This window comes from Streptomyces sp. NPDC040589, from assembly GCF_055594445.1.
Genome location: NZ_JBVIWP010000014.1, coordinates 150,216 through 163,106, shown reverse-complemented (window position 1 = coordinate 163,106; position 12,891 = coordinate 150,216). Strand labels below are relative to the sequence as shown.

The 12,891-nt window shown below is 70.2% G+C and carries 10 protein-coding genes and 3 pseudogenes; 8 read left to right on the top strand and 5 right to left on the bottom strand.

The window, feature by feature from the left end; translation table 11 throughout:
* The first annotated feature begins 61 nt into the window (after positions 1–61).
* Positions 62–1,045 (top strand): LysR family transcriptional regulator, encoded by a 984-nt coding sequence (locus ACZ58V_RS38920; RefSeq protein ID WP_468192291.1) that lies wholly within the window; start codon positions 62–64, stop codon positions 1,043–1,045.
* Between the two features lie 56 nt (positions 1,046–1,101).
* Here the strand turns inward: ACZ58V_RS38920 and ACZ58V_RS38915 are convergent, their stop codons facing one another.
* Positions 1,102–2,370 carry an MFS transporter gene (locus tag ACZ58V_RS38915; RefSeq protein ID WP_468192292.1) on the bottom strand — a complete coding sequence of 423 codons (1,269 nt, stop codon included), beginning with the start codon at positions 2,368–2,370 and terminating at the stop codon, positions 1,102–1,104.
* Positions 2,371–2,676: 306 nt separating this feature from the next.
* On the opposite strand from ACZ58V_RS38915, the pseudogene ACZ58V_RS38910 reads away from it, so the two are divergent.
* The 5 genes and pseudogenes from ACZ58V_RS38910 to ACZ58V_RS38890 form a co-directional block, all read left to right on the top strand.
* Positions 2,677–3,087: pseudogene (locus ACZ58V_RS38910) on the top strand (RHS repeat-associated core domain-containing protein); the annotation flags it as partial.
* Positions 3,088–3,115: 28 nt separating this feature from the next.
* Positions 3,116–3,496, top strand: a complete 381-nt coding sequence (locus tag ACZ58V_RS38905) for a hypothetical protein (RefSeq protein ID WP_468192465.1) — start codon at positions 3,116–3,118, stop codon at positions 3,494–3,496.
* 7 nt (positions 3,497–3,503) lie between these two features.
* Positions 3,504–4,262 (top strand): hypothetical protein, encoded by a 759-nt coding sequence (locus ACZ58V_RS38900; RefSeq protein WP_471295973.1) that lies wholly within the window; start codon positions 3,504–3,506, stop codon positions 4,260–4,262.
* 256 nt (positions 4,263–4,518) lie between these two features.
* Positions 4,519–4,695 (top strand): annotated as a pseudogene (locus tag ACZ58V_RS38895) (RHS repeat-associated core domain-containing protein); the annotation flags it as partial.
* A 262-nt stretch (positions 4,696–4,957) separates the two neighbouring features.
* Positions 4,958–5,446: pseudogene (locus ACZ58V_RS38890) on the top strand (ABC transporter ATP-binding protein); the annotation flags it as partial.
* Positions 5,447–5,756: 310 nt separating this feature from the next.
* Here the strand turns inward: ACZ58V_RS38890 and ACZ58V_RS38885 are convergent.
* The 3 genes from ACZ58V_RS38885 to ACZ58V_RS38875 all read right to left on the bottom strand — a co-directional run bounded on the left by ACZ58V_RS38885 (position 5,757) and on the right by ACZ58V_RS38875 (position 10,465).
* On the bottom strand, positions 5,757–7,085 hold the full coding sequence (locus ACZ58V_RS38885) for a class I SAM-dependent RNA methyltransferase (RefSeq protein WP_468192296.1): 1,329 nt from the start codon (positions 7,083–7,085) through the stop codon (positions 5,757–5,759).
* A 148-nt stretch (positions 7,086–7,233) separates the two neighbouring features.
* The gene (locus tag ACZ58V_RS38880; protein WP_189721782.1) at positions 7,234–9,285 is read right to left on the bottom strand and encodes an APC family permease; all 2,052 of its coding nucleotides are present in this window, start codon (positions 9,283–9,285) and stop codon (positions 7,234–7,236) included.
* A 265-nt stretch (positions 9,286–9,550) separates the two neighbouring features.
* Entirely contained in the window at positions 9,551–10,465 is a 915-nt protein-coding gene (locus tag ACZ58V_RS38875) for a PfkB family carbohydrate kinase (RefSeq protein ID WP_471295969.1), read from the bottom strand.
* Positions 10,466–10,722: 257 nt separating this feature from the next.
* Here ACZ58V_RS38875 and ACZ58V_RS38870 point away from each other — a divergent pair, with 257 nt between their 5' ends.
* A complete protein-coding gene (locus ACZ58V_RS38870; protein ID WP_114255765.1) occupies positions 10,723–11,394 on the top strand; it encodes a potassium channel family protein in 672 nt (223 codons plus the stop codon).
* Entirely contained in the window at positions 11,394–12,071 is a 678-nt protein-coding gene (locus tag ACZ58V_RS38865) for a potassium channel family protein (RefSeq protein ID WP_189721784.1), read from the top strand. Before ACZ58V_RS38870 ends, ACZ58V_RS38865 begins: the two co-directional genes overlap by 1 nt.
* Positions 12,072–12,158: 87 nt before the next feature.
* Here the strand turns inward: ACZ58V_RS38865 and ACZ58V_RS38860 are convergent, their stop codons facing one another.
* Positions 12,159–12,890, bottom strand: a complete 732-nt coding sequence (locus ACZ58V_RS38860) for a DUF3159 domain-containing protein (protein WP_468192300.1) — start codon at positions 12,888–12,890, stop codon at positions 12,159–12,161.
* Position 12,891 lies beyond the last annotated feature (1 nt).

Below are 12,891 nucleotides of genomic sequence, written 5' to 3'. Positions count from 1 at the left end.
TGATCCTGTGGATATGCAGAATCCATGACATGGATGGCTCTCGCTGCTAGGTGGTTGCCCGGTGAACCTGTCCCGACTCGACCTCAATCTGGTCCTCGCCCTTCGCGCGCTGCTGGAGGAGCGCAATGTCACCCGGGCCGGCGAGCGCATCGGCCTCAGCCAGCCGGCGATGAGCGCTGCGTTGTCCCGGCTGCGCCGCCATTTCGACGACGAATTGCTCGCCCGGACGGGCAACGCCTACGAGCTGACACCGCTCGGCGCCGCCCTGCGCGACCGCAGCGCCACCGCGTGCGACCTGCTGGAGCGCGTCTTCGCCAGCCAGGCCGACTTCGACCCGGCGGCGGAGAGCCGAGAGTTCACCCTCCTCGCCTCCGACTACGGGGCGGCCGTGTTCGGTGCCGCACTCGCCCGCACCCTGCACGAGGAGGCGCCCGGCATCCGGCTCACCTTCCAGCACCCGGCACCGTCCGTCGTGGAGAACACCGCCGCGGTGCTGAGCACCGTCGACGGACTGCTGATGCCGCACGGCGTCATCGACGGCTTGCCCGCCGTCGACCTCCACCAGGACCGCTGGCTGTTCCTGGTCGCCGACGATCATCCCGACATCGGTGACGAACTCACCCTGGACCAGCTGGGGCGTCTGCCCTGGGCCGTCTACCAGCGTCCCTACGACGCCCCGGCCGCCCGCCAGCTCAGCATGATAGGGATCAGTCCCCAGGTGGAGGTGTCCGTGCAGACCTTCCAGTTGCTGCCCCTCATGGTCGAGGGCACCCGCCGGATCGCGATGATCCAGGAGCGCCTGGCCCGCAAGGCGGTCCGCTCCGCCGCGGTGCGCGTCCTGCCCTGCCCCTTCGAGGCGGTACCGGTGCGGGAGGCGATGTGGTGGCACCCGGTGCACGCTCAGGACGCGGGCCACATCTGGCTGCGGCAGAAGGCCGCGGAGGTGGGCGCGACGCTGGCGGGCAACGGCTTCAGCAAGGGCAAGAACCCGGGGAAGGCCGTGCCCGTCGACCAGAGCGCGGGGCTGCCGCCGGACCGGCTCTGACCGGACCCGGCGGCAGCCCGTGATCGACGCGCTCCCGGCGGTCGTCCTGCGCACCCTCAGGCCAACTGCTCCGGCAACGGCCGGGGATCGACGGCGCCCACCCGGCGGCGGGCCGCCCACAGCCCCGCCGCGACGAGGGCGGCGGCCAGCCCCAGCACGCCCACGGCACCGGCGAGACTGCCGACCGCGGCCTCCCCGGCGAGCAGCACCAGCGGGCAGACGAACTCACCGCCGAAGAAGGCCGCCGTCCACAGCCCCGTGCCGCGGCCGCGGTCCTCGAACGCCAGACGGGACATGGCACTGGTGAGAAGCGCGGGCAGCAGCATGCCGGTGCCCACGCAGTTGACGACCGCCCCGATGACCAGCAGCGGGGCGTTGCCCGCGAGGAACATCACCCCGAAGCCGACCGCGCAGACCGCGAGAACGACGGGCAGCATCGGGTCGGGAGAACGCTTGAGCCGGGCGAAGGTGACCGCTCCGCCCACGGTGGCGGCACTGGCGATCGCGGTGGCCAGTCCGATCACGCCGGGGTTCTCCACCCCGAGGTCGTCAAGCAGGTACGACATCTCCACCGGGACGGTGTAGAAGACCATCGCCCCGAAGAAGGTGAGGGCACAGATGCCCGCCAGCTGCCGCCAGGGGAACGAGCGGCGGGCCTCCGTCTCGGCCGGAGTCTCGACGTCGGCCGCGCGGGCCGCCGGGTTGGGCAGGGCGGTTGCCATCAGCGGGGCGAGCACCAGGCTCACGGCGTAGACCCAGAAGGGCACGCGCCAGCCCGCCGATCCGGCGGCGCCGCCCAGCACGAAGAAGACGGTGGCCGACGCGGAGGCGCACATGGTCTGCAGGGCGAGGTACTTCACCCGCTGATGACCGGAGTAGTAGTCACCGATCAGTGTCGTGCAGCACGTCATGATCGCGGCCTCGGCGACTCCGACCAGCGCGCGGCTGGCGATGATGCCGCCCAGCGAGTCCAGCCACAGCGGTGCCGTACCGAACAGCGCGTACAGGACGGTCGCCACGACCAGCAGTCGCTTGCGGCCCACCCGATCCACGATCACACCGGCGAACGGGGCCAGCAGCGCCAGCGCCAGCGCCGGGACGGTCAGCGCGAGCGGCACCAGCGCCTTGGCCCCCGGGACCGACGCGAAGTGGTCCTGCATCTTCGGCAGCACGGGGGCGATCAGTACCGCCCCCAGGATCGGCAGACAGCTGCCCGCCATCAGAAGGGTCACCCGCAGGAGGTGGGCCGGGCCCGACACGGCGACGGCTGACGGAGCGGTGGCATCGATAGCGGCGGGAGGCGGCGGGGGCACGGAACCGGGCATGGCGACTCCAGGGGACGGCGTAAGGGAGCGGGCATGCCTCACGGGCACCGACGGCGCCGGCATGCTGGGGAACTCGCCCGCCGGCAGCATCCGGACAGCGGCGTGCGGTAGCGACGACTATGGGGGCGCCAAGGCGCCGGTGCCATCCCCAGCGCAATCCGAATCCCGTATCCGGGTTATCCACGCGGTGGATGGGATGGGCAACCGTCACGCAACCGGAAGACGTGCACGGCCGTCCTCATGCCGTCCGGTATGCGTGACGCACACTTCGGCCGGCGCCGAAGCCTGTTCAGACCAGCGCCGGACGTCCCGAACACGGTCGCCCTCACCTGGGACCACCGGGATGTCGTCCCCCTGGCCCAGACCGAGCGCATCCTCACGGCCGACGACCGCCAGGAGGAGATCGACCGCCGGTTCTTCGCCATCGCCACCGACCTCGTCGGCACGCCGACCGAGCTCATCGACGAGACGGGCGACATCGCCTGGCGCACCCGGAGCACGCCCTGGGCCCGTGGCAGCAGCGCCTACACCCCACTCCGCTTCCCCGGCCAGTACTACGACCCCGAGACCGGGCTCCACTACAACTACTTCCGCCACTACGACCCCGAGACCGGCCGCTACACCTCCCCGGACCCCCTCGGCCTCGCTCCCGCCCCGAACCCCGTCGCGTACGTGGACAACCCGCACAGCGGGTGCGACCCGCTGGGCCTCATGCCCAAGTACACGAAGGAGGAGAAGGCCCAGAGTGGACGAGGTCCTCGCGAGGGCGCAGAACGGCGAGCTCAAGAAACACGCCGACTACCACGGGAACACGACGCACGGCTTCACCGACGAACGAGTCCTGGAGATCCTGAAGAATCCCGATGCCGTGTACCAGTCACAGGGCCAGTCAGGGAACTTCCTCTTCCGCAAGGACAATGACATCGCCGTGGTCTACGGGCCCGGCGCCAAGCAGGGCCAGGCCATCACGGCGTACGGAGAGTCGGGTATCAAGGGTGAATCCGGCGCGAAGGCGCTCGGCGGCAGTCCGTCGGACCCCGGCAAGCCGGTCGCCCACGAGGATGTCGTGGAGGGCAGGATTCCCGGCAAGTTCGGCAACCTGGTCCCAGGAGTGCAGATCAGATGAGGCAGGAATGACCACGAAACTGTCGTTCGACGGCGACTGGCGCGCAACAGTGACGGACGATCCGCAGCACATCACTCCCCGCTTCACCGGCGACTCCGTGGATCTCGCGCGGTACGCGGACGCGAGCGAGCGTGAGCGCTTCGTCTCGGACACCTTCGGCAGCCAGCACTGGCTGTGGGACACGCCGGACGTCTTCCGGTTCGCCCAGGACAGCCGGAAGCTGGTCGGGGCCGAACTCCAGCTGCCGTACGTGTACGCCGCCGCCGAGACCTCCACCCGCCTTCCCGTCATGCCCGTCGTACGCCGGGGCGGGCTCCGCGCGGACGAGGTCCGGGACTTCCGGCATGAGATGTGCACGGTGCTGTGCCGCGCTCCCGGGGACACCACGCTGATCTGCCTGCGTGACCTCGACGTCCTCGACGAGCCGCTGGAAGCCGGCATCGGCATCGCCCCCGACGTGGCACTCCTCGTCCAGCACGGCACCGTCGCCGGCTGGAGCCTCACGGACCCCGCACGCTATCTGACCACCAGCTTCGCCGCCCCCGACCCGGCTCCCCCCGTCCCGGCCACCCGCCGCCTGCTCACCGAATGCCTGGACCTGGTCACCACGCCGGTGGTCGACGACCTGGTCGACGGTGAACCGGCCGCCCTGGCCCACCTACAGGCCGCCGACAAGGCCCTGCGCGAGCAGCGCGAGGACCGGCACCGGGCCGACACCCTGCTCGAGCTGATCGCCACCTACGTGGAGGACTACGGGAACTGGTGAACGAGGACGAAGACCAAGGACCGGCGGCGCGACGCCGTCCGGATCCGCTGGGCATGCGCACGTGAACCTACTCCTGAAGACCTGAGCGCCCAGGTGACGGACACTCCGCTGCCCGTCACCCCACGCCTCGCTCTCCATCACCGTCGAGTTCAGGGTGCCGAGCGGCGGCGGGGTCGGCCGCATGCGCAGCGGCACCCACAACACCCCGGACGGCGACCGCACCGCGGACTGCGACCGGTGGACCTCGCCACGGCCCTACGCCCCAGAGACCGGCCTCCACTACAACCTCTTCCGTCACTACGCCTCGGAGACCGGCCGGTACACGTCTCTGGACCCTCTGGGGATCTCGCCGGCGCCGAACCCGGTCGCCTACGTGACCAACCCGCACACCGTTTGCGACCCCTTCGGCCTGTCGCCGTACCCGAACGGCGACGGCCCGGCCATCGGCGAGTACACCTCCAATGGCGAGGGGCAGGATCTCAAACGCTCCGCCATGGTGGGCGACGACCAGTGGCACTCGGACACCGGCCACGACTACGACCGAGCCCACACCGGCCCGGACGGAACCACGAACGGTCTGCGGACCACCAACTTGAAGCCCAACCAGATCGAACAGACAATCGTCTCCGACGTGTACGCGTACATGAGGGACGGCGGGGTCGTTCCCCGCGCCAGGACCCCCGAGTTCAGCGGCCCGACGGCACCTCGCGATGGGCTGCACCCCGCACAAACGCCTGCTCGACGGCGACACCTCCGAGGACGCCGAACTGATCGAGACGGCCCTGGACGCGGTGGACGCCGCCAACCTGGTCGATCGCCCCTTCGACCGACTCTCCGGCGGCGAACGCCAGCGTGTCCTCATCGCCCGCGTCCTCGCCCAGCGGCCCTCCCTCCTCGTCCTGGACGAGGAGACCAACCACCTCGACATCCGTCACCAGTTGGACGTCCTGAACACGCTGCGCCGCCTGCCGACCACGGTGCTCGTCGCCCTGCACGACCTGAACCTCGCCGCCTACCACTGCGACCGCCTCTACGTGCTCGACCACGGCCGGCTCGCCGCCAGCGGCCCGCCCGTGGAGATCCTCACGTCCAGGCTGCTGGCCGAGGTCTACGGCGTGACAAGCGAGGTGACCATTGATCCCCGCACGGGCGCGCCGCAGGTGACCTTCCTCCCCGGAGAGCCGCACCCGGCCGAAGCGGCAGAGCACCACCTCGCACCTCTTCGTCCTGCGACTGAACGCACAGAGGCGGGGCCGAGCGGGGCGACTGACCGTCCCCCTTTGACACATCATCAGGTGCAGCGTCAGCCGAGCGTCAAGACAATGCACCACGAGCTGCTCCTGGCGTGCCCGATCCAGGAGAGCCAACTGCCGGACGTGACGAAACCGCAGGTCACCGATGCCGCGAGCTGGAAGTGCCAGCTCCATGTGATGTATTCCGGGAAACAGGTCGAGCCCACCTGGCAGTGCCTGAGCAACTCAGAAGAACCGCAGGTCAGAGCCCTTTCTTAGCGGGCTCCAGAATCGCCACACACTCCACATGCGAGGTCATCGGAAACAGATCAAACGCCCGAAGCGTCCGCACCCGATACCCCCCATCCCGGAAATACCCCAAGTCCCGCGCCAACGCCGCCGGATCGCACGCCACATACGCAATCCGCCGAGCCCCCAGCGACGACAGATGCTCCACGGTCTTCCGCCCCGCCCCCGCCCGCGGCGGATCCAGGACGATCAGGTCGACGTCCGTGATGCCCGTGCGCGGCAACACGCTCTCGACCTTGCCCTGCTCGATGCGGACGCGGTCGAAGTCCGCGAGGTTGTGACGGGCATCCTCCACCGCCCGCTTGCCGGACTCGATCCCGAGGACCGCCCCGCTCTCTCCGACCCGGTCGGCGAGGGCGCCCGCGAAGAGGCCGACGCCGCAGTAGAGGTCGAGGGCCATGTCGCCCTTGCGTGGGAGCAGGCCCTGCATGACCGCCGTCACCAGGGTGTCGGCCGACTTCGGGTGGACCTGCCAGAAGCCGCCGTTGCCGACCCGGTGGGTCCGGCCGTCGGCGCGTTCGCGGACGAAGGGGCGGCCGTGGACGCGGTGGACGCCGCCGGTGCGTTCGTCCACCCGCAGGACGGACACGGGGCGGTCCAGTTCGACCAGCGGCAGGCGCGCGCCCGGCTTCGGCGTCAGGACCACCTGACGGTCCTGGGAACCCGTCGCCGCGATCGCCTCGACGGAGTCCATGCCGGTCCAGTCGCGCTTCTCGATGCCCAGCTCGCTGACCTCCTCGGCGGCGATCATGCAGTGGTCGATCGGCTCGACCTCGTGGGAACGGTGCCGGCGCAGGCCGGCCCGGCCGTCGGCGGTGACGGCGTACTGGACGCGGGTGCGCCAGGCGGGGACCTGGCCCGCGGGCAGCTTGTCGCCCTCGGCGGGCAGCACCGTGCCGTCCCAGCCGGCTTCCTCAGGCGTGAGCCCGGCGAGCCGCTGGAGCTGTTCGGCGATGACGTCGGCCTTCAGGCGCCGCTGCGCGCCCGGCTTGGCGTGCTGCCAGTCGCAGCCGCCGCAGCGGCCGGGGCCGGCGAACGGGCAGGGCACGTCGATCCGGTCCTTGGAGGCGTCCAGGACGTCCACCGCGTCCGCGCGCAGGAACCGGGCGCCCTCCTCGCCGTCCGTCACCCGCGCCACGACCCGCTCACCGGGCAGCGCGTGCCGGACGAACAGCACCTGGCCCTCGGACGTACGGGCGATGCAGTGGCCGCCGTGGGCGACGGGGCCGACCTCGACCTCGTACTCCTCCCCCACCAGCGACTTCCTCGGTTCTGCCTGCATGGCGGGGTGACTCCAAAAACGTGAGGGGAACGATCAAAGGGTGCGGCCGAACGGAAACGGCCGGACAACAGCCCACCAGTCTACGTGGCTGTCGCCCGGCCGATTCACGCCCGTTCGCACAGGCCTCAGGCCCGTCGAGGCCCTGGTCTCAGCCCTTCGGCTCCGAGGACTCCTTCGACCGCACCTGTGCGGGCCCCCGCCGCACCGAACCCGGCGCGTTCCACTCCTGCTGCCTGCGGGCCCGCTTCTTGGCCGCTTCGGAGGACTGGAGCTGGTACGGCACCGAGGTCACCATGATCCCCGGCGTGAACAGCAGCCGGCCCTTCAGCCGCAGTGCGCTCTGGTTGTGCAGCAGATGCTCGTACCAGTGGCCGACGACGTACTCGGGGATGATCACGGACACCGCGTCCCGCGGCGATTCCTTGCGCAGTCCCTTGACGTACTCGATGATCGGCCGCGTGATCTCGCGGTAGGGCGAGTCCAGGACCTTCAGCGGTACGTCGATGCCGCGCCGCTCCCACTCGGCCCGCAGCGCCTTGGTCTCCTCCGGGTCGACGTTGACGCTCAGCGCCTCCAAGCTGTCCGAGCGCATCAGCTTGGCGTAGGCCAGGGCGCGCAGCGTCGGGCGGTGGATCTTGGAGATCAGGACGACGGAGTGGATGCGGGAGGGCCGCACGCTGTCGTCGCTCGGGCCCTCGGGGGCGGCGATCTCCTCGGCGACACGGTCGTAGTGCTTCCGGATGGCCGTCATCGTCGCGTAGAAGATCACCATGCCGAGCAGGGCGACCCACGCGCCGTGCGTGAACTTGGTGACGAGGACGACGACCAGCACGAGGCCGGTGAAGAAGGCGCCGAAGGCGTTGATCGCGCGGGAGCGGATCATGTGGCGGCGCTTGGCCTGGTCCCGCTCGGTGGCCAGGTGGCGGTTCCAGTGGCGGACCATGCCGGTCTGGCTGAGCGTGAAGGACACGAACACACCGACGATGTACAGCTGGATCAGGCGTGTGGAGTCGGCGCCGTAGATCCCCACCAGGAGTCCGGCGGCGCCCGCGAGGAGCACGATGCCGTTGGAGAAGGCCAGGCGGTCTCCGCGGGTGTGCAATTGACGGGGCAGGTAGCGGTCCTGGGCGAGGATCGAGCCGAGCAGCGGGAAGCCGTTGTAGGCGGTGTTCGCGGCGAGGAACAGCACCAGCGCGGTGGCCGCGGCCAGGATGATGAAGAGGAAGCTGCCCTTGCCGAAGACGGCCTCGGCGACCTGGGAGATCACCGGGTTCTGGACGTAGTCCGCGCCGAGCGGGACGCCGTTGTGGATAAGGTCCTTGGCCGGGTTCTCGGCCATGCGGACGTCGGTCGCGGCGGCCAGCGCGATGATGCCGCAGAACATGGTGACGGCCAGCAGGCCCATCGCCGCGAGGGTGGTCGCGGCGTTCTTGGACTTGGGCTTGCGGAAGGCCGGGACGCCGTTGGAGATCGCCTCGACGCCGGTGAGGGCGGCGCAGCCGGAGGAGAAGGCGCGCAGCAGCAGGAAGACCAGGGCGAAGCCCGCCAGGCCCTGGTGCTCGGGTTTGATGACGTAGTCCGCCGTCGGGGCCCGCATGGTGTCGTCCAGGACCAGTCCGCGGAAGGCGCCCCAGGCGATCATGGTGAAGACGCCCGCGACGAAGATGTACGTCGGAATCGCGAACAGCGAGCCCGACTCCTTCACCCCGCGCAGGTTCATCAGCGTCAGCAGCACGATCACGCCTATCGCGCAGAGCACCTTGTGCTCGACCACGAACGGGATCGCCGAGCCCAGGTTCTCGATGCCGGAGGAGATCGACACCGCGACGGTGAGGACGTAGTCGACGAGCAGCGCGCTGGCGACCGTGAGGCCCGCCTTGGGGCCGAGGTTGGTGTTGGCCACCTCGTAGTCGCCGCCGCCGCTGGGGTAGGCGTGCACGTTCTGCCGGTACGAGGCCACCACGGTGAACATCAGTACGACGACCGCGACGGCGATCCACGGACTGAAGTGGTACGCCGTCACGCCCGCGATGGACAGGACCAGCAGCACCTCCCCGGGCGCATACGCCACGGAGGACAGCGGGTCGGAGGCGAAGACGGGGAGTGCGATGCGCTTCGGCAGGAGCGTTTCCCCGAGCCGGTCACTGCGCAGTGCGCGCCCGATCAGGATCCGCTTGGGCACGTCGGTCAGTTTGGACACAACAGAGGATCGTAAGCGTTCGATTGCGGGCTCGCCCACCCGCCACCCCTCATTGGCCTCCCCTCTGCTCTCCGAGTGAATTCAGAGGCCACTGCGGCTGCGGATTCCGCAGGTCAGCCGATTCCCATGCCTATATGACTAAGCTCCGTCCGTTTCCCGGCCGTTGTCGACCCCGGAGGTCCCATGCACCCGCCCGCAGAACTGATCGGCGCCGCGGCCACCGCCATCGCCCTCGGAATCCTGACTCTCGCGAGCGTGCGCAGCATCAACCGCCGCTGATCAGGTCGGTGACACGGGCGCACAGTTCCGTCCGCCCGATGCTGTCGGCCAGGGTCGACGGCACCGTGCAGGCGTACGCCCCCGCCACCGTGCCGTACAGGGCGCAGCGCCGGGGCGGCTCGGCGTTCAGCCAGGCGTAGAGGAACGCGGCGGCGAAGGCGTCGCCCGCGCCGTTGGAGTCGACCACCGGCGCCGGGGGCGCGGCGGCGGGTACGTGCGTCAGCTCACCGTCGGCCAGCAGGTAGGCCCCGTCGGCCCCGTCGGTGGCGACGACCACTCGGGCCCGGCCCCGTTCGGTGATCCGCCGCATGGTGCGCTCCGGGTCGGCCAGTGCCGCGCTGGACAGGAAGACCAGGTCGGCCTGTCGGGCGAAGTCCTCGTGGTAGGGGTTGGACCCGTCCCAGTCGTGCAGGTCGGTCGAGATCGTCACGCCGGCCTCGCGCAGGGCGGGCAGCGCGTGGCCGCACGGCTGGGTGATGACGACGTGGGCGTGCCGGCTGACGGCGGCCAGCTCGCGCACCGTGGCCTCGGGCAGCCGGTCCGTGTCGGCCGCGCGCGTGGCGTCGTAGAGGGAGAGCCGTCTGCCGTCCGGGCCGACGAGGTTGACCGCGCGCTTGGTGCCGAGCGGCTGGGGGACGGCGGTGAGCGCGATCCCGCGGTCGCGGTGCAGGGCGCGGACGAGGTCACCCTCGGGGTCGTCGCCCAGCATGTCGAGGTGGTGGGTGCGCAGGCCCAGGGCGTTCGTCCCCAGGGCGACGAAGTCTCCGCTCTGGCCCGCGCGCGTCACGATCCCGGGCCGGATCATGTGGCTGTCGGCGAGCGGCACGGGCAGTTCGGGCACGTGCACGATCGTGTCCACGCCCGCGCCACCCAGGACCAGCACGTCGATCTCGGTACTCATGGTGTCTTCCTCCCCGTCGATGCCGGCTCCGGCCCGGGCAGGGCCGTCGGCAACCCCCTCGACTTTGCCGATACGTTGGAGTCGGGCAGTCGAACGCGGCACCGCCCCCGCTGGGCATCATGGCCTGATTCCACCGGCATGATGTTGCCCGGCGGCCCGCACGCAGGCCGCGGCGTGATGCCCGGCGAGCCGAAAGAGAGACATGATCACGACATTCATGAAGGTCAGAGGGCCTGCAGGAAGCGCGGTGTGACGCGATGCATATTGTCATCATGGGTTGCGGGCGGGTGGGCTCCGCCCTGGCCCAGAACCTGGAGCAACAGGGCCACACGGTCGCCGTGGTCGACCAGGACCCCACCGCCTTCCGCCGTCTGGGGTCCTCCTTCGGCGGCCGCCGGGTCACCGGGGTCGGTTTCGACCAGGACACCCTGCGGGAGGCCGGCATCGAGGAGGCCGGCGCCTTCGCCGCCGTCTCCAGCGGTGACAACTCCAACATCATCGCCGCCCGCGTGGCCCGCGAGATGTTCGGCATCGAGAACGTCGCCGCCCGCATCTACGACCCCCGCCGCGCCGAGGTCTACCAGCGCCTGGGCATCCCCACCGTCGCGACCGTCCGCTGGACGGCCGACCAGATGCTGCGCCGGCTGCTCCCGTCCGGCGCCGAGCCGCTGTGGCGCGACCCCACGGGCGGCGTCCAGCTCGCCGAGGTGCACGCCTCCACCGCCTGGGTCGGCCACAAGATCAGCCGGATCCAGGAGGAGACCGGCGTGCGCGTGGCGTTTCTGACCCGGCTCGGCGAGGCGGTCCTGCCCACCTCGCAGACGGTGCTGCAGGAGGGCGACCTGGTGCACGTGATGATGCGCACCGACGAGGTCGACACGGTCGAGGCGGCGTTCGCCAAGGGTCCCGAAGAGGAGGGCGGTCACTGATGAGGGTCGCCATTGCCGGAGCCGGCGCGGTCGGCCGCTCGATCGCGGGCGAGCTGCTGGAGAACGGCCACGAGGTCCTGCTCATCGACAAGGCGCCGACGGCCATCTCGGTCGAACGCGTCCCGCAGGCCGAATGGCTGCTCGCCGACGCCTGCGAGATCACCTCCCTGGACGAGGCGGCGCTCCAGCGCTGCAACGTCGTCATCGCCGCGACCGGCGACGACAAGGTGAACCTGGTCGTCTCGCTCCTCGCCAAGACGGAGTACGGCGTTCCGCGGGTGGTCGCGCGGGTGAACAACCCGAAGAACGAGTGGCTCTTCAACGAGTCGTGGGGCGTGGACGTCGCCGTCTCCACCCCGCGTCTGATGTCCGCCCTGGTCGAGGAGGCGGTGAGCGTGGGCGATCTGGTCCGCCTGCTCCGCTTCAGCCACGGCGACGCCAACCTGGTCGAGCTGACCCTGCCGGAGGAGTCGGCCCTGGCCGGGACGCAGGTCGGCGACGTCGAGTGGCCCGAGGACACGTCCCTGGTCACGATCATCCGCGGCACCCGCGTCCTGACCCCCTCCCGGGAGGACTCCCTGGAGGCGGGCGACGAACTCCTCTTCGTGGCCGCGCAGGCCCGCGAGGAGCAGCTGGAGGACCTGCTGTCGGTGCGGCGGGACAGCGCGAAGAGCTGAGGCGGTGCCCTGCGGGGCAAGCAGGAGGGGGCGCCCTGGACTTCCAGGACGCCCCCTCCCTCAGTTCTCGAGGTCAGCTCTCGGAGTTCACTGCTCGGAGGACCGGGCGGCGGCCTCCCGCTCCCTCTCCTCGGCGGCCTTCTCCTCGGCCTCCATCTCCGCGAACACGTCGATCGGCGCGGGCGCCTTCGCCAGGAACACCCAGGTCAGCCACACGGCGAGCAGGAACGGCGGGATCTTCAGGGCGATCAGGACCCAGCCCAGCTGCGTGGTGTCGGCCCACCAGTACAGCGGGAAGAGGATCGCGCACTTGGCGAGCAGGATCGCACCCCACGCGTAACTGGCCTTGGCGTAGGCCTTCTTACGGCCGGGGTTCCGCGTGCGCCAGGAGAGGTTCTCCTTGAAGACCGGGCCGAGGATCAGCCCGATCAGCGGGACACCGCACAGCGTGGTGACGATGTACGCGAGTCCGAGGCCCAGCGTGTAGAGCATGCCGGGCAGGTAGAAGTCCTTGGCGTTGCCGGTCATCATCGCGAAGACGACACCGAAGGCGACGCCGAAGACACCGCTGAAGGCGTGCTTGACGGTGTCCTTCTTCACCAGCCGGACCACGACCAGCACCAGCGACACGGCCAGTGCCGCGATCGCCGACAGATGCAGGTCCTTGTTGATCGTGTAGATGGTGACGAAGAGCAGGCCGGGCAGCACCGTCTCGACCATGCCCCGGACGCCGCCGAACGCTTCGAACAGGGCGGCCTCGGTCACCGCCCGGGCGTCGTCCGCAGATGTCTCTTCGGTCGGCTTGTCGAGCGACGTCACC